Source organism: Ruegeria pomeroyi DSS-3, assembly GCF_000011965.2.
Lineage (GTDB): Bacteria > Pseudomonadota > Alphaproteobacteria > Rhodobacterales > Rhodobacteraceae > Ruegeria_B > Ruegeria_B pomeroyi.
Map to the genome: position 1 here is coordinate 1078506 of NC_003911.12, position 19019 is coordinate 1097524.

Sequence of the window (19019 nt, forward strand, 5' to 3'; positions counted from 1 at the left end):
GTTACCCGCGCGCCTGAGCGATCTCTTCGAGCCGGGGGCGCAGCGCCTCGAGCTGATAGCCCGCCGCCGCGGTCTTGTTCAGCACGTCGTCGGCGCCCAGCACGCCGCACTGGCCCAGCGCCCAGACGACCGAGCAGCGGGTGCCCGAGGCGCAATAGGCCAGAACCGGGCCACTGGCAGATTCGGCAAGCGTGCCTTGCAGCGCCACGTTCTCGGGTGTCATGGTCTGGTGCGTCAGTTCCAGCACCTCGAACTCCAGCCCCGCCGCGCGCGCCGCCTCACCAATGGCCGCCGCCTGATGGCTGGGCGGTACCTCGGCATCGGGGCGGTTGCAGATGATCCGGGTGAACCCGGCGGCTGCGATGGCGGTAATGTCCTCGACCGAAATCTGCGGCGAGACGGCGTAGCGGGGGGTGATCGGTCGAATATCCATATCCGCTCCTTAGGCCGTTGCCGCAAGCCTGTCCAGTTGCGTGCCGACGCGCGGTGCCACCGCCATGCCCGCCAGCATCGCAACCAGGAAAATCAGCCCGCCGACGCCACCATAGCTGAGCGAGGCGATGGCCGGGCCGGGGCACAGCCCGGCCAGGCCCCAGCCCATGCCGAACAGCACCGAGCCGGTGATCAGGCGATGATCCATCTCGGGCCGGGGCAGCGCCGGAAAGCTGCCGCCCGCCAGCGGCTTGCGCCCCTCGGTCAGGCGCCAGGCCAGCAGCATCGGCAGGATGGCGCCGCCCATCACAAAGGCCAGCGTCGGGTCCCAGTCGCCGAACACATCCAGCCAGCCCTGCACCTTGCGCGTATCGGTCATGCCCGAGACAAACAGGCCGCCGCCAAACAGCGCCCCCGCGATCAGTGAAATCAGCAAGCGCATCAGATCACCCCCAGAACATGGCGGAAGATCGCCAGCGTCAGGCCACCGGCGAGGATGTAGAACACCGTCGCGACGATACCGCGCAGCGAAAAGCGCGAGATGCCGCAGACCCCATGGCCCGAGGTGCAGCCATTGGCGATCCGGGTGCCGACCCCGACCAGCAGGCCGGCGGCCACGATGACCCAGATATCACTGGTCACATGGGTGTCGATCTCGACGCTGTAGAGCGGCCAGAGCAGCAGCGGCGCCACCACGACCCCGAACAGGAACACCGCCCGTTCGACCCAGTTGCTGCGGCCGGTCCCGTCGATCAGGCCACCCAGAATGCCGCTGGCCCCCATGATGCGGCCATTGCCCAGCAGATAGACCGCCCCGCCGGTGCCGATCAGCAACCCGCCGACCAGCCCCCAAATCCAATCCGTTTCCATTTTAACCGTGTTCCCTGTTCGCGCTTGATTGGTCCGCCGGTCAGAGCTTGTTGACCGGCAGTTTCAGATAGACATTGCCCTGTTCATCGGCCGGCGGCATCTGACCCGCGCGCATGTTGACCTGCAGCGAGGGCAGGATCAGCCGCGGCATGCCCAGCGTGGCATCGCGGGCGTCGCGCATCTGGACGAACTCCTCGATGCTGCGGCCCTGGCCGATATGGACGTTCAGGGCCTTTTGTTCGCCCACCGTGGTTTCCCAGGCATATTCGTCACGTCCCGGCGCCTTGTAGTCATGGCCGACAAAGATGCGGGTGTCGTCCGGCAGCGCCAGGATTTTCTGGATCGACTGGTAGAGCGTCGCCGAGGAGCCGCCCGGGAAATCGCAGCGCGCGGTGCCGAAATCGGGCATGAACAGCGTATCGCCGACAAAGGCCGCGTCACCGATCACATAGGTCAGGCAGGCCGGCGTGTGGCCGGGCGTGTGCAACACGTCGCCGCGCATCTGGCCGATATGGAAACTGTCACCCTCGCGGAACAGCGCGTCGAACTGGCTGCCGTCGCGCTGGAACTCGGTGCCCTCGTTGAACACCTTGCCAAAGGTATCCTGCACAACGGTGATATTGGCACCGATGCCGATCTTGCCGCCCAGCCGCTCCTGCAGATAGGGGGCGGCGGACAGGTGGTCGGCATGCACGTGGCTTTCGAGGATCCACTCGACATTCAGCCCCTCGGCGGTGACATAGTTCACGATCGCATCGGCCGAGGCGGTGTTGGTCCGGCCCGAGGCGTGGTCGAAATCCAGCACGCTGTCGACGATGGCGCAGGCGCGGCCGTCGGGCTCACGCACCACGTAGGACACCGTAAAGGTGGCTTCGTCGAAGAAGGCTTTTACGAAGGGGGTCATGACGGGCTCCTGTTGGTTTCCCAGATCATATGGTGAATCATGAATATGATGCAACTGCCATGTGCCATTTTATATGCCCGGGCGCGGTTTGATATCGGTCAATGTGGGCGCTGCAGGGCTGTGCAAGGATACGGCAGCCGCTGCGAAAACAGGCAGATCGCGCCTTTGGCCTCGGGATGGGGCCAATTGTCCGGGAAATTTCTTATGCCTGTTACCTGCCTGTGGCAAAGTCGGTTCTGACAATGGGGAGAGGACACATGACAGCACAGGATCTCTACCGCGCCGCCGAGCGTCTGGAGCGCCGGGTCGAAGGCGCGTCGCTGAACACCCGTCTGGAGTTGCAGCCGGAATTCAGCAAGATCATGGACCGGATGCGTCAGCAGGGGCTGAAGGTGCCCGCCCGCCTGCGCCAGCTGGACGCGGCGCTGTGCGAGGACGCGGTCGAGGCGCAGTTCGACAATATGCCGGTTTGATGTACCGTTCTGGGCGCGTCGCGCTCAGCCCAGCGAAATCCCGACCATGACCATCATCAACCCGATCACGGACAGGAACAGCGCGCCCAGGTTCCAGGGTAGCACCGCCTGAACCGCAGCGCGCAGATCGTCGTCACTCAGCCCTGCCTTGCGGGCGCGGTTGACGCGCAGGATGCACCAGACCAGCCCGGCCAGCCCGAGCAGCGACAGGGCGGCCCCCGCCCAGATGATGATGTCGAACAGCATGATCGCCCCGCCTGTTACGCTGACTGCGCGCCCGCGTTACCCTATCGGCCTATCCGGTGCAACCGGCGGGAAATGATCCTTGCAGGCGAACCGGCGCCGCGCTATCCCGCTCGTCGCCGCATAACTCACCGATGGAGATCGCACCGATGGATCAGCCCCAGTCAGACGCCAATTACGGGATCGCCGCAGGCGAATTGCGCCAGTTCATCGAACGGATCGAACGGCTGGAGCAGGAAAAGAAGGACATCGCCGACCAGCAGAAAGAGGTGATGGCCGAGGCCAAGGCGCGTGGCTATGACACCAAGGTCATGCGTAAGATCGTCGCCCTGCGCAAGCGCGACAAGGACGATATCGCCGAGGAAGAGGCGGTGCTGGAGATGTACAAAGCGGCGCTGGGCATGGCCTGAGCGTCGCGCCCGCGGACCCGTCCACAGCCGGACGGGTCAGGGGGCGATGAACTGCACTCCGGGGATGCGTTGCAGGCTGAACACATCCTCGTCATACCGCTCGGTCAGCTGGTCGACCAGTTCATGGGTCCAGCCGGGCAGATCCAGCTCTTCCTCGACCGCGTCTTCCAGCGCGTATTTGTCCAGAAATGCGGCGATGACCCGGCGTTTCTGCATCTCGCTCAGCTCGGGATGTTCGGCCAGATAGGCGCGAAAGCGTACCATGCCCTCCTTGGACATGATCTCGGACAGCAGCGAGAAGCCGCCGACGATCTTGTTGCCATGTTCCAGCCCGGCCATATCGCGGATGATCTGCGCCCAGATCAGCGGCGTATCCTCGTTGCACCACAGGGTCAGCTGCACGTTCGGGGCGGCAGCACGGATGCTTTCGACCAGGCCGGTCCAGTGCAATTTGTTCAGGTCGATGCCATCCATCGCCTCGGCGGCACCTTTTTCAGGCAGGGCGCCAAGGATATCGGGGACGAAACTGGCCGGGTTGCGGATCGCCATGAACATCTCGACCTGGTCATAGGCAAAGATGGACTGCAGGTTCGCCATTCGGGGTGCGGCACGGGGATAGAACATGCCCTTGCCCAGTGCCGACCAGTGGGAGCCAAAGAAATTGGCATCCGAAAAGATCACTCTGTCGGCCACCTCGCCATCCAGGATCGTCTCTATCAGCACCTCGCGGGCCTGTGGTTCCGGCTCTGCCTCGTCCAGCGCGGTCAGCACCTTCTTGAACAGGGCGCGATACTGCGCTGGCCCCGGAACGGCAATACCACGCTGGGAAAACGGTTCCTTGTTGCTCAGCAGGCACCTGATCAGCCGATCATCGTCGGTGCCATGCGCGCCGGTATGGAATACCACCTGCATCGTTTGCCCGGCTTCCTTATGAAAAACAAACAGATAGTTCCCTGACTACAAGCTAGGTGCAAGTCAGTCAAACGCTTGGCGTAAAGGGGGATGCGAGATTTTCGTCAACAGGTCGAGAATTCCATCTTGAAGTCGGACCGGCCTGCGATTAATCGGGTCATGTTGCCCCTATAGCTCAGCTGGTAGAGCAACTGATTTGTAATCAGTAGGTCCGCGGTTCGAGTCCGTGTGGGGGCACCACTTAAACACCAGCTAAACACTGAGTTTCAAAGCAATTACCTCAATGAAATGAGGTGCTTGCGCAATCTGTGGTTGGGTTTAAGCGCGGTTAGAGCATAACATGAACCTTGTAACGTGAAGGCCATTACAAGGATTTTCAGAATGCCTCAGATCAAGTTCATCGACACCAAAGTCGGCGCGATTCCGACGCCGGACAAGACTGTCTGGTATACAGACCCCGAGCAGAAAGGCTTGCGCCTTTGTGTGACGAAGACCGGCGTTAAGACTTGGTACGTCAACAAGTGGGATCCGACCGCGAACAAAGTGCGCTCGGTCAAACTTGCTCAATGGGCGTCGAAGGTGACGCACTGCAAATGGGCGAAGGATCAGCGCGGCCTTGTCGCGCATGGCATCGTGTCGGGCGACGTCTTGAACAAGGCCGAGACACAGGCGAAGGCGGCGGTCGAGCAGGCCAACGCGCTACCGACGTTTCGCGAGGCGCTTGAACAGTTCATCGAACACCGCACGACCAGCAGGCAATCGGGCAAGGCGCGGATGATGGAGACAACGGCCAAGGACTACCGCTCGACGTTCAACAAGCATCTGGCGCACTGGGCGGACGTGCATGTGGACAGGTTGCCGATTCTTGAGATCAATCAGTACCTGAATGCGGTGCAGATCACGCGCCCGAACGCCGCCCATGTCGCGGCAACGGTGGCCGGGGCGACGGTTCGCTTCATCAACAAGCTCTGCGCCCTTGCTCTGCCGATCCCGTCGCTGCTGGAAGGCACCAAGATGCGGTCGCGCGTCGAGACAGGCAAACTCGACATGCATGTCCCGTGGGCGAATCGCTGGGACGAGATCGAAGCAATCCAGAATGAGCATATCCGCCTGTGTTGGAAGATCACTTGGTATACGGGCTTCCGTGGCCGTGGGCTGCGCGCATTGACGTGGGACCAAGTTGATCTCGACGCCGGTGTTGTGACCTTCGACAGGCTCAAGCGTCAGGAGGTTGAGCGCACCATCGTTCTCGCGGACGATGTGTTCTGGCTGTTTAAACGCCTGCATGAAATTCGGCATGACGACTGCGACTGGGTGTTCCCGTCGCGTGTCGTGCGCCGGGATACGCGTGGCCACTTGGACGTGCTGGACAAACTGCCGCTGACGAAGCCCGGAGACTTGCGCCATTTCTGGATGACCGTTGCGCGGGAGGTAGCCCCGCGTCACGTTCACAGATGGTTGGCGCAGCAGACCATGACCGACAACGATCTGCGGATGCTCGGCCACTATGGTGAACCGACGTATGAAGAACAGAAGGCGGCGGCAAATTCGATTGCAGCGGCGATCAGCAAGCGGATTCAGGCAGCACCTTCTTCCGTTGTTGAATTGCGCCGAAACACCGCCTAAATTGAATGCTCCAATACCTCCATGCCTATAGGTAGTGACCCGGATAGGTGTGAGGCCGACGCGTGAGAGTAGTGGCATCGCCACTCAGGAAGCGGGAGACGCGGTTCGGTCATGTGGGTTCCAATCACAGGACCTATAATCATGACCATTGACCAAATCGCGTCACAAATCGACTCTCTCCGTGCGGACTTGATCCGTTCAAATCCACCTCTGGTAATGACCAGCGCCGAAGCCGCCGAGTTTCTTGGTGTATCGGATGAAACGATGCTCCGCTGGCGCAAAGACGGTTTTGGACCGTCATATTCGCAGCCCAATTGCCGAATTGTGCGATACCTTCGCGACGATGTGGTCGCATGGCTCGAGGAGAATCGGTGATGGCTGGAAATCGAATCCGCAGGCAGAACACAACCGACGAGTTCGAGCGTCTTGAACCCGGCGTGGCTCAAGACTTGCTCGCGTTCAATATCACCAAGCAGCGCATCGTCGATCTCTGCAATAAAGAGTTCGACGAAGACCCGCTGGAGGGTGCAAAAAACTACTCGTCGTTCCATCGCGCGCTTGATGGGCACGAGGTTTATTCAGGGATTGTCCACGCGCTGACGAACCTCCGCGATGATCAAGCGACCAACCCAGCGAAATACCTGCCCAAGGAAGGACCGGGGGAGGATTTGGCCGAATGGATGGCGCAATTCGCGAAAGCGACTTGGTGGTACAATCTCCTCGATCTTGAAATGACCCAAAGCACCCTGAACGCTTGGTTCTCAGGCCGTGGAAAGCGCGAACGGCCGGACGTGCGCGAACAGGTCGAGGCGTGGTGGGCCAAGTTGTCGGAAGCGGTAGAACTTGTCATGCGCCGAAATAGGGCTGAGGCGCGTTCCCGGCATCATGACTCAGAAGTGAAGCGGGACGAATGGGACAAACCACGCCGAGAAGCAATGTCGTGGGATACCTGGTGCAAGGACCAGCTTGAAGACGGATTGTCGATGGAGGAGGTTCGCGAGCATTTCATTGGGGAGGCGTTGATCTACAAGACGTCGCTCTTCGACGTGGACATAATCGACCTCGCGAACCCGCAGAACCCACTTGAGGCGGAAAGCCCGACAGACCTAGAGCGCAACTTGTGCGAGTATATGTGGAGCGAACTCGTTGAGCGAGACTTTGCTTGTGCTGTTTCACGGCATCCAACCGAGTTCGATCCCACGCCTTTCTTCGAGGAAGATCGCTGGGGAGATCGACGCAATGAGGAATGCCCAAAAGACATCAATTCGGAGCTGTATAAGCTAAATTACCGCACGAAAGTGACGCGGTTCTGGGATGCTGAGCAGCGGTGTGTTTCTACAGAGCGAGAGATCGTGGCGGTGTCGAAAGATGGCATTGATTGGCAGGAGCCAACAGAGCGACAGAAGCAGGGCTGGTCCAGTGGGTTTGACTACTGGCTGGCTGCGATGGATGCCGGTGAGTCGACTGACTCCCAGTACAAACAGGCGCTTGATGCCGCTTCACTGAGAGTCAGGCAGATTGATCGGAAGCTGTCACTTGAAATGGACGACGCAGAAAGGCGTTCACTCAAAGTCCAGCTTGAAGAAGCGCAGGATTGGGAAAATCACTGCCACAACGACTATTGAACCAGAGCGCGGATGATCTGTTCGCGTTCTGACTTCGTGGTCACGAATGCAAGGGCCATGAACACGGTTTGGATCGAATGCCCGTCGGCGTAAAGCTGGCGGGCGCGTTCTGTTGGGGTCATGGTTTGGGGTAGGTCAAAAGGCATTCGGGTCATCCTTCTTGAGCAGATTTCGTTTCACGAGTTCAACGATCACGCAGGCGGTCACGCCATTGGTTCGGGTTACGAGCCAGACATACAGGTCGTCTTTGTGCATGGAGGCGGCGTCGATTGTGGCCAGTGCATCGACAAGGTTGATGGCGTGTTTGCGCTTGCTCGTGCGGCCAGGCATCGTTGCTCTCCGTTGCGGTGTTGATGCGTGGCATCATACAGGCAGCGGGCGGCGGTATCCGACTGTAATGGCAGGTGACGATAAGGGAGTTATAGGTGCAGGGGCGTTGAGGCAGGACGCTCGGTGTTCCTGATGTGCGCCTTACGCATGTGACGCGTGTGCATAAAAAAATTATTATGTTCGTTTCCCTGATCGCGCACATAATAATTTTTTTGTGCACATGTCATGACGCGCGTAATGCAGCGTTCTGTCCCTGTCTCCTGTCAGAAAGACGTCCCCTTGAGGCGTCTGCCAAGACCAAATGATGGGTTATCAGTGGGTCAAGCCAATCAACTCATTGAACTGAAAGCATCATTCTTGGTCCAATCCTTGTAATGCACCGCATATCACAAGGATTTTGTCGATTCCGCCTCGACCACCCCCTTTCTCTGCTGCCGATCCCCGGCCCCAGGGACATTTAGAAGATCACAAATCCACGATTCTCCCACCGCGCCCGCACGGCACATATCCCCAGCGCCCTGACACCGCATCAAAGCCGCAGCGAAACCGCCCAAGCAACGCGTTCCTGCACATGCGCCCCGCCATGATGCCCGACACCCCATAACCGCCCGTCTCTGACGCGCTCTGCAAGCCTGCGCACAACGCCCATACGCGCCACCTGCTTTTCGCAGTTCGCTACCTGAAACTCCGGGAACGCCCGCCAAGCGTTCCTGATATGTTCTCACTATGCTCGCAAGTCGGCGGGTAGCCCGCACCTGTCCGCCGACACCCAAACAGAGAAAGTAAATCGAATGCCCCTGCAATCCGTCACAATTCAGCCGACGCCTCACGGCTCCCGCCTCTTGGGTGAAGACATTCACACGGCCTTCCACATGGACGTGCCGCTGCCTCCTGATGACCTCCACCAACTGATCATCGCCGCCGCGAAATCCGACGACTTGCACCCGCGCGCCGAACTTATGGGCGTGATCGCTGATCGAACGCCCAGCGGCGTCCGCGTCCGCGTTGTTGCGAATGCGGCCCACTTCGACATCCCGTGGCCCCTGATCGTGCGCGGGGTGCGCAAATGACCAAGATCAAGCACCGCACGTATCAGGAGCAACGCCAAGCCTATGACAAAATCCGCGATGTGATCGCTGGCGAAGACCGGCTGAAAAACGCAGGCGCACGATACCTGCCCGAACCCGAAGGGATGACCACTGCCCAATACACCCGCTATGTTCAGGGGGCGTCCTTCTATGCGGTCGCCGAGCGCACCTTGCGCGGCATGGTCGGTGCTGTCACCCGGAACGCCCCGGTTCTGGAATTGCCTGAACGGATCGCAGGAATGCGCGATGCTGCAACCTTCGAGGGACATTCACTCGACGTGCTTTTGGAAAGCGCCCTGCGCGAAGTCCTGTCCCTCGGCAGGTTTGCGATGCTGCTCGACTACCCGACGGACGGTGCGGCCCCCGGCTCCGCGCCGTTCATCTCCACTTTCGACGCAGAGTCGATCTTGGACTGGAAAGAGGAACTTGTCGGCGGGCGTCAAAAGCTGACCTACCTGCGGCTGCACGAGACCAACCACGACCTCGAAGACACCGGCGTCGAGCAACACCTCGTCCTGACCCTCGACCCGGCCTACACGGTCAAACGCTACCACGTCAAATCGCAGCGCAACGGCCCTGACATTCAGTCGGTCGAAGAAGTTCAAGTCGGCGAAGACATCACGCCGACAATCGACGGCTCGCCAATGTTCGACATTCCGGCGGTGATCGTGTCGCCCTACAACCTGAAAGCGGACGTTGAAAAGCCGCCCTTCCTCGATCTCGTGAACGTCAATCTCGCGCACTGGCGCGTGAGTGCCGACTATTACTGGTCGCTTTACCTGACGTCCCAGCCGACGCCTTGGGTCGCCGGGTCGATCAATGAGAAGAACAAGCCGAGGCAAATCGGCAGCGGTGCGTTCTGGGTTTTGCCTCAGGGCGCGCAAGCGGGAATGCTCGAGTTCACGGGCGCAGGTATCGCCGCGCAAAAGACGGCCCTCGACGATCTGACGGCCCAGATGGCGACGCTCGGTGCGCGGATGGTATATGACGGCAAAGGCCGCAATGAGACGACCGACACGGCCCGCCTGCGCCATCGCTCTGAACTGTCTCTGCTTCACAGCAGCGTCAACATGGTCGAAGCCGGTCTGACGAAACTCCTGCGCCTTGCCGCTGAATGGACGCGCCCCGGCACTGCTGACGATGTTGTCTTCAAACTGCACCGTGACTTCGTGACCGCCCAGATGGACCCGGCCATCCTCACGGCCCTGCTCAAGGCCTACACCGCTGGTGCAATCTCGCACGATACCTTCCTGATGAACCTCAAGAAGGGCGAACTTATGGACGTGAACCGCGCCCTCGACGATGAACGCGACCTGATCGACGAGGACGACAACGTACTGCCGATGCCTGGGGTCGCGTGATGCTCACCGACCCCGACTTTGGCCAGCACAATTCACGAACGCCGCCCGAAGAACTCTTGATCTTTGCCGTCCTGTCTCGCGCGATCTTGGACCTGTTCGGCCCTGTTGCTCTGGCGTCCAATAAGGCTGAGGGGAAAAAGTCGAGATACGAAGCCTTGCGGTTTCTGACCGACCATTCGGGCGCGTGGGCGAAGCGGCGAACGGAGCTTTGCGACGCCATCGGTTTCAACGGTGACGACGTTCGGGCGCGCGTTATCCGCGTCTTGGAGGGCGATACGAGGGCGCTCGACGTTTACGAGGGGCGCGGCTCTTTGAACCAGGTCGAAAAGGCCCGCGAACTTTGGGAATGTGAGAAACAGGCGCGTGCCGATGCGCAAACCCGCCGCAAGGTCAAACCGAAGCGACAAGGCGTTCGATACATGGAGGCGCGCCCCAAGGTCATGGCGCTGCTGGATCGACCGCGCACCGTAAAGGAACTGTCTGACGAAACCGGCTTCTCCGACGGCGTGGTCCGCACAGTCCTGAACAAAGCGATTGAGAAGGGCACCGTCGAGAAACAAGGAGCCGCATACCGAGTACCTGATACTCCGGTTGCGGCGACGGCGGCGTAGCACCGATATTCAATCTACAGAACGCGAGTTAGGCTCAACCTTCTGGTCTTGTGATGGAAACGGGGCGGGTTGGGCATGACCCGCCCCAATCACGAGGAACCAGAAATGGCCGACGAAAACGATAAGCAAGCAGAAGCCCTGATTGCCGCACTCGCACCGAAAATCGCAGAGGCGATCCTTCCCCAAATTACGGAATCCGTTGAAACCCAGATCAAGGGCGTCGTCACCAAGAACGACGAGCTTCTAGACAAGCTCGCGAAGCAGAAAGCGGACGACAACCACAGCAAGTTGCTCGCCGCTGCTGAAAGCCAGTACCAAGCCCGCCTGGACGGCAATGGCTTGTATCAGGGGCGCAAACCCGGCGACTCGATCAAGATCAAGAAGTCCGATGCGCGTTCGGTGTCCAAATACCGCGAAGCCAAAGCCCTCGCCGAGAAAGAGGGCGTGCCGCTCGAGATCGTAGCCAATGACTAAGAAGGTCACTCTGGTGCCCGGAAAGGGGCCGGTGGCGACCGTGCATAAGAAGCGTGGTCCGCCGAAAGGCACTCCTGTGAAGGCGAAGCAGCCCTACAAGATGGAGCTGCTCCCCGATGCAAAGCGGGAGCATTACACGCGGGAGATCGTTCTCGGGCGCATGTCGATGTTCCAAGCGGGCAAAGAACTTGGAATTTCTGATACGTCGGTTGCCCGGTACATCACCCAACTTCCCGAAGACGAAAAGCTGGCCATCCTCGCGACCGCCATGCACGACGCCAAGGTCAAAACGGCGATGCAGCACGCGGCCATCGTCAACGAGTTTGGCGAGGACACCGACAAAGACCTAAAGTGGGTTCTGCGTGAGCTTAAATCGCTGCTGGAATCCGCCAAGGGCGACGAAGACCGCATGATGCAACTGGGCGCGCTGAAAGAGCTTCGTCAGAGTCTCATGTCCCTCGCGGACCTGCACGGCAAGCTGAACAAGAAGATGGATATTCATCTGAACCTGAACGAAAGTCCGCAGTTTATCCAACTCCGTTCGATCATCCTGAAAGTGCTCAACAACCACCCAGCCGCGAAGCACGAATTTCTGAACGAGATGGACGCTATGGGGGTCATTCAGGAACCTGTCCTTGTCGATGATCGGAGACCTGCGTAATGCCTTCCCAAGTCGCAAAAGCCGCCGTTGGGATCGTGAACCAACTCGAAAAGGTCGATCTCGAAAGCCCTAACGATATGCGCGAACAGTTCGAGTCTGCGCCGCCCATCGTCGTCAAACTCCTTTCCGAGTTGGCCGCCCGTCGAATGCTGAAACCCGCGACACGGTGGCCGGGTCGTCCTGATCGCCCATGATGGACCCGCACCTCCTGTCCTTCCTGCAAGGTCTGACTGTCTCGCTCGATCCGGTCGAGCGCTTCCGCCTTGCCATCGGTGAGCCGGACCCTTGGCAGAAAACGCTTCTGTCCACCGACCCGCGTTTAAACGAGGCGGACCGAATGGTGCTCGCCCTGTGCGGACGTCAGTCGGGCAAATCGACTTCTGCTGGTGGTCTTGGCTATGACGATTTCTCGCAGGCAAGACGGTGATCTTGACGGCCCCTAGCCTGCGGCAATCGACGGAATTGTTCCGCCGGATTCTGGAATTCAAGAACACCGATCCGTTCTGCCCGCCCATCGTGCGCCAGACGCAAACGGAACTTGAGGCGCACCCATCGCACGGCGGGCGGATCATCGTTGTTCCCGCGACTGATCAGGCCAGGGGAATGACGGCGGACACCATCATTGCCGATGAGGCGTGCTTCCTCGACGACGATGCTCTGACGGCCTTCTTCCCTATGAGGCGCGAGACCGGGCGCATCTTCTTGCTGTCCACGCCGAACCTGCGAACCGGATTTTTTTACGAGACGTGGACAGGCGACAAACAGGTGCGCCGCATCATGGCGCGCTCCATCGACATCCCCCGACGCGCGGCGCAAGTCGCCTTCGACAAAGCCACCATGTCCGACACCACGTTCCGGCGCGAACACCTGTGCGAGTTTGTCGGTTCTGGAACGCCCCTCCTGTCTTGGGACACGCTCGAAAATTCGAGCAACCCGAACGTCAACGCATTGGAGCTGTCATGACACAACCCAAGTATGAATTTCTGAAAGACGGGCGCGTTGTCCTGCCATCGAACGCCGACCCTGCGGCCTATGGCACGGTCGTTCACGGCTGGTTGAAACACCACGTCGGCATGGACTTGGGTCGCAACGATCCGTCAGCAATCGTGGTGGTGAGGGATACTTGCTATCCGCAGTTCACGGGCCGCGGTTTCGAGCAAGAATTGGGACCCCGCAAATGCACCGTCGTCTTTCAAGAGACGATCCAGCTTTACTCCTACACCGACCTTGCCGATTTCTTGGCGAAGCGCCTCAACCAGATTCCGCACTGGTCCCTCGCCATCGACGCATCAGGCCTCGGCGCACCATTCAGCAGCACCTTGGACAATGCAGGGATCGAGCATCACGCCGTTGTCATGACCGCTGGCGCGAACATGTCTCGCAGCGGCAAGGATGTGAAGATTGCGAAAACGATGCTTCTGGAGAACATGGCCGTCGGCCTTGAAACCGGCGCGCTCACCGTCGCCCACGACCTTGAAGGGAAGCAAGACCTGCTGAACGAGATCGCCAGCTTTGAACTCGCCAGTACGTCGTCGGGCAATCTCGTGTTGCAGGGCGGCGGCAAAGGCCACCATGCCGACCGCGCGATTGCGACCGCCTTGGCATACCTTTCTGCAACTCACCTGGACACAACTCTCAGCGGCTCCTACCGGCTCAGCGGCTGGGCCTGATTCCTTGCTATCGCTTGGGTTGTGTGCGACGCTGCCAGTATGGAACCGGACAGCAAACGCTTCAACTCATGGGGCCTGACAGGCGATCCCGAAGAAGACAGGCGACGCAAAATCGCTATGCTCAATCGCGTCAATAAGTTGCGCGAGGCGTTCGAGGCCAGTCAACATGTCCAGATTGATCTACTCGCAGGCTTGGGCGGTAACGTGGAGCCTGACAAAACGAAAGCCAAGCGAACGTCGCAGTGGAAGAAGGATCGAGAAACGATCATGAAGGCCCTTGCGCTCGACCTCCACGAATACATCCCAGAGGAACTGGCGCGGTACTACGGCTACACCTCTAGGCCCGAACCCGACAACCACCCGACGCCGCCCGAAGACCTCTCGAAACCCCCGTTCTGACCTGCGCTCTCGTCGTGTTCGCTGCAACCGCGCCCGTCATTGCCCGACGAGTTCAACGAGCCACCGGGAAAAGGGTAGGCGCTGATGGGCGCCTCGGGGTTTTGGGTATTGAGGGTTGCGAGAATCACGACGCTCATTGATGTGACGCCGACCGTGCTCTTCGTAAAAATTTGTGATCCTTAATGGTCGGCCACTTTGTTGCACGAAGGCGCTTCTCATGCTGGCAAAAATTCGTATGATCTTTGCATGCAAAGCGTCGCCCATCACCTACAAGTCGAAGCCGTCAAACTGGTGCCTGCCTCCACGGTTGATGCTGACTCATATGCACGATCTGCATTTAATAGATATTACTATGCGACATTTCTTTGTGTCAGATCGGCTCTCGTTTCCATTGACAGAAAATATGAAAGCTCCCTGAATCATAAGGGCGTGCCTGACCTTCTTAGGGGGGTGATTCAAAAAAGAATTAAGGCAATACAGAAAAAGGCTGATAAGCTTGGTGACCAGTTACTGGTCAAAGACTGTCGGCAAGCAAATTCGCGGAACTTGAAGTTTGCCAACACGCTAGAAAAAGCCTATGCGATACGTGTGGTTGCTGATTACACGCCGGAAACCGCTGTAGACTTTAGATCGTCTCGTTTTTCACTTTCCGGTGTTGCGGTTACAGAAGCTCACGACTGGCTCGGCGAAGCAACCCTTTGGGCTTCTCTACTTCTTGACGTAATCAGGCAAGAGAATGCGTAGTTTAGAAAAAGTCACAAAGTATCTGGTGGATAGTGGCTTAAAACTCAGCGGCCCTATCGCGCGTAGGGATGGTGAAAATTCGGACCTATACGCTTTTGTTGAAGTAACTAGGGACGAAAAAGGGCATCAAAAACCATCGAACCTGCGCCTTAGTCGGTTAACCAAAGAGCTTTTGGACGATGGAATTGTTGTCAAGTTTATTCTCAACGACGTCTCAAACGCAGATTTTGAGACGGGACTTAGAGCTACACTTCTTCACGCCTTTCCAGAATTCATAAGAAACTGCTTTCTGTCATTTGACAACGACGGGGCCGTGGTGTGGATTGTCCCGAAAATTTCTGCTGTTAGAGAACACTTGGGCTCAATTGCAAATCGTATTACGATCTACTTGGGAAACGCGGACATAACTCTTTCAGAGGTTAAGTTAACTGTTGACGAAAACCTTCCTTCGCGTACTGCAATCTTGAGCGAACTCAGAATTTCTGCACCGACGACTTCTGAGCACTTGGCGGAAAGGTTGTCAGAAAAAGGGTTTTCGACTCCCCCCATTGACTACATAAACCGTCACTTAGATGCGCTGAGACGCGCGAACCACGTTATTCGGCGGAAGGACGCCCACTATTGCTTAACCGCAAGCGCATTGAAGGTTCTAGGAACAGTAAAGCGAAGAAGTAGTCCAGACATAGCACGCTTCCTTGACCTCGCTAGGCGGGGGACATAGTTTGTCGTTGTGGAAGCCTCAGGCGCGGGTGTGCATCATGCCCATTTGCCAAGACTACATACAGAAGGGTCGTCGGTCTTCGAACTGGCGCTCCTTCGAAGCGCCAGTTCGAAGACCGACGCTCATGAAACGATTGTTTGCTAAATGAGGCTTCCGCACCAACTTACTGGTTCGCGCTTTTTCTCGTTTTCTGACGAGGGAGAATTCTTGAAATCTGTTAGCGCAGTGGTTGATGAGGAGGAATTCGTTCGCATTGGAAGCTTGGTTCAAGCTGGGCTTATGCCAATTACTTCGAAAGAGGTGTTGGCAACAATGCTGGGCGTCAATCCTGGGATCATTTGGTCACTGGAAAACAAGCCTGAGCGTTATTACCGGCGGTTCAAAATTCCAAAGGGCAAGGGAGAACGAGAAATCGTAGCGCCGAAGGTTGGCCTGAAAGTAATTCAAAAGTGGTTTTCTGTGCAGCTTCAGGATTGCGCAAGAATTGATGATCACGTGTTTGGGTTTGTTCCGGGCAGGTCTCATATTGATGCGGCTTCGGTGCACACGAATGCCAATTGGGTATATTCAATTGACTTGACAAATTTTTTTCCCAGCACACCCATAAACTGGGTGGCGTCCAGTCTAATAAATATTGGCTACGATGCAGATAGTGCAGATCGAATTTCAAAATTGTGCTGCTACCGTGGTGCACTCGCACAGGGGTCTCCAGCGAGTCCAGTTCTGTCGAACATCTCGATGAGAGGTATTGATGCCGCTTTAGGTGCACTTGCGGCGGAAATGGATGTCAGAGTTACTAGATACGCCGACGACATCACATTTTCAGCGGCTGGAGAATTTCCCCAAGTGTTGCCTGAAAGGCTTGAATCCTTGTTTTCCCAGACACCTTGGAAAATTTCACAAGAAAAGACATATTTTTCCGAAGCGCCAGTGCGGCTAAAGGTTCACGGACTTGTGGTAAACGGCAACACGGTGAAATTGACGAAGGGATACCGTAATAAACTTCGCGCATACCGCCATGTCCTCCAAACCAACCGTTGCCGACAGGAGGACTTGGCTCGCCTTTCAGGGCACGTAAGATATGCTTCACAAGTTAGTAGCCGTGACGATTAGGTTTTGGTCTGAACAAGCCATTTGGATTCCAAATCTAGCCAAGGTATGCGGTGCATGCATCCGACGTTATTGACTAGATGTAGTAGCTTCTGGTCAAGTGCCCTCAAATAGAGGGAAGAACATTGTCAGAAGAACGATTCCACATAGCTGAATGGTACGGAAATCCATTTCATCGACTTGGTGACTGGGATCGTGTGCGCCTTGCGCAGCACAAGGTCGGTGGCGCAACTATGTCAAAGGCCGAGATAGACCGTCTTGTCGTACTCGAAGACAAGGCCGTGACTGAGGCGTTGACCTCCCGTGAGAGCGACCGCCTGTCGGTCCTGCGGGATAAGCTTACCCGGCAACAGGCAGAGGAAATTCCTTGTCCATTTCGACCCGATACCCCTAACGCGACTTGCACAAAGCCGGGAGGTGTCTGTTCAATCCGTGTCTACCGGGGCGAAAAAAACCGTGTTGAACCGATCACAGGCGAGCGCGGCAGACTTCGAGCGTTGTGCCCTTGGCGTTTCCATCAAGACGGCAAAGCGTTCTCAGAGGTTGGCAAGCGTCTACTAAACGACCCGGACCCGATCAAAGCGGGCGAAGTTGGCTTCTTGGAATCGAGCGGAAACCTCGATAGCGATCCCGGTGAAGATGTCGGTCGTATAGACATGATACTCGTCAAATCGAACGGTGTCGAAGGCGCGCCTATGGACTGGGTCGCGGTCGAGGTTCAGGCCGTCTATTTCTCGGGTAAGAAGATGTCCATCGAGTTCGACCACCTGATCAAGACGCAGGGCAAAATCTCAATGGCTCGCGAGAAACGCAGGCCGGACTATCGCTCTAGCGGTGTGAAGCGCCTGATGCCGCAGTTGCAAACCAAGGTGCCGACCTTGAGGCGCTGGGGCAAGAAGATGGCTGTGGTTGTCGACGCGCCTTTCTTCTACTCGATGGGAGAGATGGCGCGTGAGCGCGATGTCTCGAACGCAGACATCATCTGGTTCCTGGCTGATTTCAAGGAGGACCTAAATGGTGGCGGCTTCAAGTTGGAAATCGTCGAGGAGTTTTATACGACGCTCGAAAGCGCGACGTTGGGCCTAACAGGCGGCACTCCGGTCTCGCAGGGGGATTTCGAGGCTCGGATACGAGCGAAGACCGATGGATAACCGTTGCCCGCTTTACCCATTGTTGATAAAGCTGGTACAAAATGAGAACAAACAATGCGGGCGGAAGGCATGGCACATACTGCGATAGACCTTTTTTGTGGTGCAGGCGGGCTGTCTGCTGGCCTCGAAATGGCTGGGTTCACTGTGCTTGCGGGCAATGACATTTTTGATGCAGCAGGCAAGACTTTCGAGGCGACCCATCCGCGGGCCAAATTCATACCCGGACCAATTGAAGACCTGACGATTGAACATTTACTCGAAGTAACAGGCCTCAAGCCCGGCGAGTTGACTGTCTTGGCTGGCGGTCCACCGTGCCAAGCATACTCTGTCTACAATCACCAGCGTGGGATGCACGACGAACGCGCAACCTTGTTCAAGGAATACCTCCGCATCGTGGATGGGCTGCGTCCAGAGTGGATTGTGATGGAGAACGTCACGGGCATCTATTCGATTGGCGGCGGCGAGGCAGTCGCAGCGATAAAGTCGGAATTGGCTGCTCTTGGCTATGAGGTTGAAGAAGCAGTTTTGCGTGCGGAAGAATATGGCGTTCCTCAGGAACGCAGGCGGGTGGTGTTCATTGGCAATCGGGTAGGAGTACCGATCTCGCATCCCGAACCTACACACGGCCCGGGCCGTTCGATGCCGTTTGTGACGATCAAGGATGCGATTGGTGACTTGCCTGCACTTGAGAATGGAGAGGCAAAACCGGATGCAGCCTACCTTGATGGAAAGCCCACTAGCTACCAACGTCAGATGCGCGGCAACGCGACGGTGATCACCAACCATGCGGCCCCAAGACTTGGACAAGTCAACATGGATCGCCTGCCGCATATTCCACCGGGCGGCAGTTGGCGTGATATTCCATTTGATCTGCTTCCCGCTGGTATGAAACGCGCAAAGCGTTCGGACCACACGAAACGGTATGGTCGAATGACTTGGGATGGTTTGTCCTGCACGGTCTTGACCAAATGCGACATTCACTGGGGCGCCTACATTCATCCTGAGCAAGACCGCGCTATCTCTGTCCGCGAAGCAGCGCGTTTACAGGCGTTCCCAGACTGGTTTGAGTTTCATGGGTCTCGAACCGACCAGTATGTGCAAGTTGGAAACGCTGTTCCGCCTGTTCTCGGCAAAGCAATCGGAGATCACTTGATGGGTCTCATCAAGGCCCGGTCAAGCAAGGCTGCTTAGAAGCCGCGTGAGA

At 57.7% G+C, this 19019-nt stretch carries 27 protein-coding genes and 1 tRNA gene; 20 read left to right on the forward strand and 8 right to left on the reverse strand.

The window, feature by feature from the left end; all coding sequences use genetic code 11:
- Nucleotide 1 precedes the first annotated feature (1 nt).
- From SPO_RS05170 to SPO_RS05185, 4 genes are read right to left on the reverse strand one after another with little or no spacing between them, the layout of a single operon-like run.
- Nucleotides 2-433 (reverse strand): TIGR01244 family sulfur transferase, encoded by a 432-nt coding sequence (locus SPO_RS05170; RefSeq protein ID WP_011046775.1) that lies wholly within the window; start codon nucleotides 431-433, stop codon nucleotides 2-4.
- A 9-nt stretch (nucleotides 434-442) separates the two neighbouring features.
- Nucleotides 443-874 (reverse strand): DUF6691 family protein, encoded by a 432-nt coding sequence (locus SPO_RS05175; RefSeq protein ID WP_011046776.1) that lies wholly within the window; start codon nucleotides 872-874, stop codon nucleotides 443-445.
- Nucleotides 874-1302, reverse strand: a complete 429-nt coding sequence (locus SPO_RS05180) for a YeeE/YedE family protein (protein WP_011046777.1) — start codon at nucleotides 1300-1302, stop codon at nucleotides 874-876. The genes SPO_RS05175 and SPO_RS05180 overlap by 1 nt, the downstream gene beginning before the upstream one ends.
- A gap of 40 nt (nucleotides 1303-1342) precedes the next feature.
- On the reverse strand, nucleotides 1343-2206 hold the full coding sequence (locus SPO_RS05185) for an MBL fold metallo-hydrolase (protein WP_044027957.1): 864 nt from the start codon (nucleotides 2204-2206) through the stop codon (nucleotides 1343-1345).
- A gap of 257 nt (nucleotides 2207-2463) precedes the next feature.
- Here SPO_RS05185 and SPO_RS05190 point away from each other — a divergent pair, with 257 nt between their 5' ends.
- Nucleotides 2464-2679 (forward strand): hypothetical protein, encoded by a 216-nt coding sequence (locus SPO_RS05190; protein ID WP_044027959.1) that lies wholly within the window; start codon nucleotides 2464-2466, stop codon nucleotides 2677-2679.
- Nucleotides 2680-2703: 24 nt separating this feature from the next.
- On the opposite strand, the gene SPO_RS05195 is transcribed toward SPO_RS05190, so the two are convergent.
- Nucleotides 2704-2925 (reverse strand): hypothetical protein, encoded by a 222-nt coding sequence (locus tag SPO_RS05195; RefSeq protein ID WP_011046780.1) that lies wholly within the window; start codon nucleotides 2923-2925, stop codon nucleotides 2704-2706.
- 146 nt (nucleotides 2926-3071) lie between these two features.
- Between SPO_RS05195 and SPO_RS05200 the strand changes: the two genes are divergently transcribed.
- A complete protein-coding gene (locus SPO_RS05200) occupies nucleotides 3072-3332 on the forward strand; it encodes a DUF2312 domain-containing protein (RefSeq protein WP_011046781.1) in 261 nt (86 codons plus the stop codon).
- Nucleotides 3333-3368: 36 nt separating this feature from the next.
- Here the strand turns inward: SPO_RS05200 and SPO_RS05205 are convergent, their stop codons facing one another.
- Nucleotides 3369-4244, reverse strand: coding sequence for a hypothetical protein (locus SPO_RS05205; protein WP_011046782.1), 876 nt, complete (start codon nucleotides 4242-4244; stop codon nucleotides 3369-3371).
- Between the two features lie 164 nt (nucleotides 4245-4408).
- Here SPO_RS05205 and SPO_RS05210 point away from each other — a divergent pair.
- The 4 genes from SPO_RS05210 to SPO_RS05220 all read left to right on the forward strand — a co-directional run bounded on the left by SPO_RS05210 (nucleotide 4409) and on the right by SPO_RS05220 (nucleotide 7495).
- Nucleotides 4409-4484, forward strand: a tRNA-Thr gene (locus SPO_RS05210).
- Between the two features lie 141 nt (nucleotides 4485-4625).
- The gene (locus SPO_RS05215; protein WP_011046783.1) at nucleotides 4626-5870 is read left to right on the forward strand and encodes an integrase family protein; all 1245 of its coding nucleotides are present in this window, start codon (nucleotides 4626-4628) and stop codon (nucleotides 5868-5870) included.
- A 141-nt stretch (nucleotides 5871-6011) separates the two neighbouring features.
- Entirely contained in the window at nucleotides 6012-6245 is a 234-nt protein-coding gene (locus tag SPO_RS22785) for a helix-turn-helix domain-containing protein (protein WP_202807075.1), read from the forward strand.
- Nucleotides 6245-7495 (forward strand): hypothetical protein, encoded by a 1251-nt coding sequence (locus SPO_RS05220; protein WP_044027960.1) that lies wholly within the window; start codon nucleotides 6245-6247, stop codon nucleotides 7493-7495. Before SPO_RS22785 ends, SPO_RS05220 begins: the two co-directional genes overlap by 1 nt.
- Here the strand turns inward: SPO_RS05220 and SPO_RS23405 are convergent.
- Both SPO_RS23405 and SPO_RS05225 read right to left on the reverse strand, forming a co-directional pair.
- On the reverse strand, nucleotides 7489-7617 hold the full coding sequence (locus tag SPO_RS23405) for a hypothetical protein (RefSeq protein ID WP_269138914.1): 129 nt from the start codon (nucleotides 7615-7617) through the stop codon (nucleotides 7489-7491). The two genes, SPO_RS05220 and SPO_RS23405, sit on opposite strands and share 7 nt — an antisense overlap.
- 13 nt (nucleotides 7618-7630) lie before the next feature.
- The gene (locus SPO_RS05225; protein ID WP_044027961.1) at nucleotides 7631-7825 is read right to left on the reverse strand and encodes a hypothetical protein; all 195 of its coding nucleotides are present in this window, start codon (nucleotides 7823-7825) and stop codon (nucleotides 7631-7633) included.
- A gap of 872 nt (nucleotides 7826-8697) precedes the next feature.
- On the opposite strand from SPO_RS05225, the gene SPO_RS05230 reads away from it, so the two are divergent.
- The 14 genes from SPO_RS05230 to SPO_RS22430 all read left to right on the forward strand — a co-directional run bounded on the left by SPO_RS05230 (nucleotide 8698) and on the right by SPO_RS22430 (nucleotide 19006).
- Nucleotides 8698-8895, forward strand: coding sequence for a hypothetical protein (locus tag SPO_RS05230; protein ID WP_144083960.1), 198 nt, complete (start codon nucleotides 8698-8700; stop codon nucleotides 8893-8895).
- Nucleotides 8892-10274, forward strand: a complete 1383-nt coding sequence (locus SPO_RS05235) for a DUF4055 domain-containing protein (protein WP_011046786.1) — start codon at nucleotides 8892-8894, stop codon at nucleotides 10272-10274. The genes SPO_RS05230 and SPO_RS05235 overlap by 4 nt, the downstream gene beginning before the upstream one ends.
- A complete protein-coding gene (locus SPO_RS05240) occupies nucleotides 10274-10885 on the forward strand; it encodes a hypothetical protein (protein ID WP_044027963.1) in 612 nt (203 codons plus the stop codon). Before SPO_RS05235 ends, SPO_RS05240 begins: the two co-directional genes overlap by 1 nt.
- A 75-nt stretch (nucleotides 10886-10960) precedes the next feature.
- A complete protein-coding gene (locus SPO_RS05245) occupies nucleotides 10961-11359 on the forward strand; it encodes a hypothetical protein (protein ID WP_158454158.1) in 399 nt (132 codons plus the stop codon).
- Complete coding sequence (locus SPO_RS05250; RefSeq protein ID WP_011046789.1) at nucleotides 11352-12020, forward strand: hypothetical protein; 669 nt, start codon at nucleotides 11352-11354, stop codon at nucleotides 12018-12020. Before SPO_RS05245 ends, SPO_RS05250 begins: the two co-directional genes overlap by 8 nt.
- 190 nt (nucleotides 12021-12210) lie before the next feature.
- The gene (locus SPO_RS05255) at nucleotides 12211-12447 is read left to right on the forward strand and encodes a hypothetical protein (protein WP_011046790.1); all 237 of its coding nucleotides are present in this window, start codon (nucleotides 12211-12213) and stop codon (nucleotides 12445-12447) included.
- Between the two features lie 2 nt (nucleotides 12448-12449).
- A complete protein-coding gene (locus SPO_RS05260; RefSeq protein WP_144083961.1) occupies nucleotides 12450-12983 on the forward strand; it encodes a terminase large subunit domain-containing protein in 534 nt (177 codons plus the stop codon).
- On the forward strand, nucleotides 12980-13690 hold the full coding sequence (locus SPO_RS05265; protein ID WP_044027966.1) for a hypothetical protein: 711 nt from the start codon (nucleotides 12980-12982) through the stop codon (nucleotides 13688-13690). The genes SPO_RS05260 and SPO_RS05265 overlap by 4 nt, the downstream gene beginning before the upstream one ends.
- Before the next feature lie 39 nt (nucleotides 13691-13729).
- Entirely contained in the window at nucleotides 13730-14089 is a 360-nt protein-coding gene (locus tag SPO_RS05270; protein WP_030003188.1) for a hypothetical protein, read from the forward strand.
- Between the two features lie 246 nt (nucleotides 14090-14335).
- The gene (locus tag SPO_RS22790; RefSeq protein ID WP_144083962.1) at nucleotides 14336-14833 is read left to right on the forward strand and encodes a hypothetical protein; all 498 of its coding nucleotides are present in this window, start codon (nucleotides 14336-14338) and stop codon (nucleotides 14831-14833) included.
- Nucleotides 14826-15554: a hypothetical protein gene (locus tag SPO_RS22795; RefSeq protein ID WP_011046793.1), complete on the forward strand. Its 729-nt coding sequence runs from the start codon at nucleotides 14826-14828 to the stop codon at nucleotides 15552-15554. Before SPO_RS22790 ends, SPO_RS22795 begins: the two co-directional genes overlap by 8 nt.
- Nucleotides 15555-15698: 144 nt before the next feature.
- Nucleotides 15699-16667, forward strand: coding sequence for a reverse transcriptase family protein (locus SPO_RS22425; RefSeq protein ID WP_011046794.1), 969 nt, complete (start codon nucleotides 15699-15701; stop codon nucleotides 16665-16667).
- 122 nt (nucleotides 16668-16789) lie between these two features.
- Nucleotides 16790-17815, forward strand: a complete 1026-nt coding sequence (locus SPO_RS05275) for a NotI family restriction endonuclease (RefSeq protein WP_011046795.1) — start codon at nucleotides 16790-16792, stop codon at nucleotides 17813-17815.
- A 69-nt stretch (nucleotides 17816-17884) separates the two neighbouring features.
- Nucleotides 17885-19006 carry a DNA cytosine methyltransferase gene (locus tag SPO_RS22430; protein ID WP_011046796.1) on the forward strand — a complete coding sequence of 374 codons (1122 nt, stop codon included), beginning with the start codon at nucleotides 17885-17887 and terminating at the stop codon, nucleotides 19004-19006.
- Nucleotides 19007-19019: the final 13 nt, after the last annotated feature.

Bases quoted from the DNA above. Each gene is read 5' to 3' on its own strand.
- SPO_RS05190 (WP_044027959.1), top strand. From the start codon at position 2,464: ATGACAGCACAGGATCTCTACCGCGCCGCCGAGCGTCTGGAGCGCCGG.
- SPO_RS05185 (WP_044027957.1), bottom strand. From the start codon at position 2,206: ATGACCCCCTTCGTAAAAGCCTTCTTCGACGAAGCCACCTTTACGGTG.
- SPO_RS05255 (WP_011046790.1), top strand. From the start codon at position 12,211: ATGATGGACCCGCACCTCCTGTCCTTCCTGCAAGGTCTGACTGTCTCG.
- SPO_RS05230 (WP_144083960.1), top strand. From the start codon at position 8,698: ATGGACGTGCCGCTGCCTCCTGATGACCTCCACCAACTGATCATCGCC.
- SPO_RS05205 (WP_011046782.1), bottom strand. From the start codon at position 4,244: ATGCAGGTGGTATTCCATACCGGCGCGCATGGCACCGACGATGATCGG.
- SPO_RS05195 (WP_011046780.1), bottom strand. From the start codon at position 2,925: ATGCTGTTCGACATCATCATCTGGGCGGGGGCCGCCCTGTCGCTGCTC.
- SPO_RS22430 (WP_011046796.1), top strand. From the start codon at position 17,885: ATGGCACATACTGCGATAGACCTTTTTTGTGGTGCAGGCGGGCTGTCT.
- SPO_RS05225 (WP_044027961.1), bottom strand. From the start codon at position 7,825: ATGCCTGGCCGCACGAGCAAGCGCAAACACGCCATCAACCTTGTCGAT.
- SPO_RS05235 (WP_011046786.1), top strand. From the start codon at position 8,892: ATGACCAAGATCAAGCACCGCACGTATCAGGAGCAACGCCAAGCCTAT.
- SPO_RS22790 (WP_144083962.1), top strand. From the start codon at position 14,336: ATGCAAAGCGTCGCCCATCACCTACAAGTCGAAGCCGTCAAACTGGTG.
- SPO_RS22795 (WP_011046793.1), top strand. From the start codon at position 14,826: ATGCGTAGTTTAGAAAAAGTCACAAAGTATCTGGTGGATAGTGGCTTA.
- SPO_RS05215 (WP_011046783.1), top strand. From the start codon at position 4,626: ATGCCTCAGATCAAGTTCATCGACACCAAAGTCGGCGCGATTCCGACG.
- SPO_RS23405 (WP_269138914.1), bottom strand. From the start codon at position 7,617: ATGACCCCAACAGAACGCGCCCGCCAGCTTTACGCCGACGGGCATTCG.
- SPO_RS05270 (WP_030003188.1), top strand. From the start codon at position 13,730: ATGGAACCGGACAGCAAACGCTTCAACTCATGGGGCCTGACAGGCGAT.
- SPO_RS05200 (WP_011046781.1), top strand. From the start codon at position 3,072: ATGGATCAGCCCCAGTCAGACGCCAATTACGGGATCGCCGCAGGCGAA.
- SPO_RS05175 (WP_011046776.1), bottom strand. From the start codon at position 874: ATGCGCTTGCTGATTTCACTGATCGCGGGGGCGCTGTTTGGCGGCGGC.
- SPO_RS05170 (WP_011046775.1), bottom strand. From the start codon at position 433: ATGGATATTCGACCGATCACCCCCCGCTACGCCGTCTCGCCGCAGATT.
- SPO_RS05220 (WP_044027960.1), top strand. From the start codon at position 6,245: ATGGCTGGAAATCGAATCCGCAGGCAGAACACAACCGACGAGTTCGAG.
- SPO_RS05250 (WP_011046789.1), top strand. From the start codon at position 11,352: ATGACTAAGAAGGTCACTCTGGTGCCCGGAAAGGGGCCGGTGGCGACC.
- SPO_RS05245 (WP_158454158.1), top strand. From the start codon at position 10,961: ATGACCCGCCCCAATCACGAGGAACCAGAAATGGCCGACGAAAACGAT.
- SPO_RS05265 (WP_044027966.1), top strand. From the start codon at position 12,980: ATGACACAACCCAAGTATGAATTTCTGAAAGACGGGCGCGTTGTCCTG.
- SPO_RS05240 (WP_044027963.1), top strand. From the start codon at position 10,274: ATGCTCACCGACCCCGACTTTGGCCAGCACAATTCACGAACGCCGCCC.
- SPO_RS22785 (WP_202807075.1), top strand. From the start codon at position 6,012: ATGACCATTGACCAAATCGCGTCACAAATCGACTCTCTCCGTGCGGAC.
- SPO_RS05180 (WP_011046777.1), bottom strand. From the start codon at position 1,302: ATGGAAACGGATTGGATTTGGGGGCTGGTCGGCGGGTTGCTGATCGGC.
- SPO_RS22425 (WP_011046794.1), top strand. From the start codon at position 15,699: ATGAGGCTTCCGCACCAACTTACTGGTTCGCGCTTTTTCTCGTTTTCT.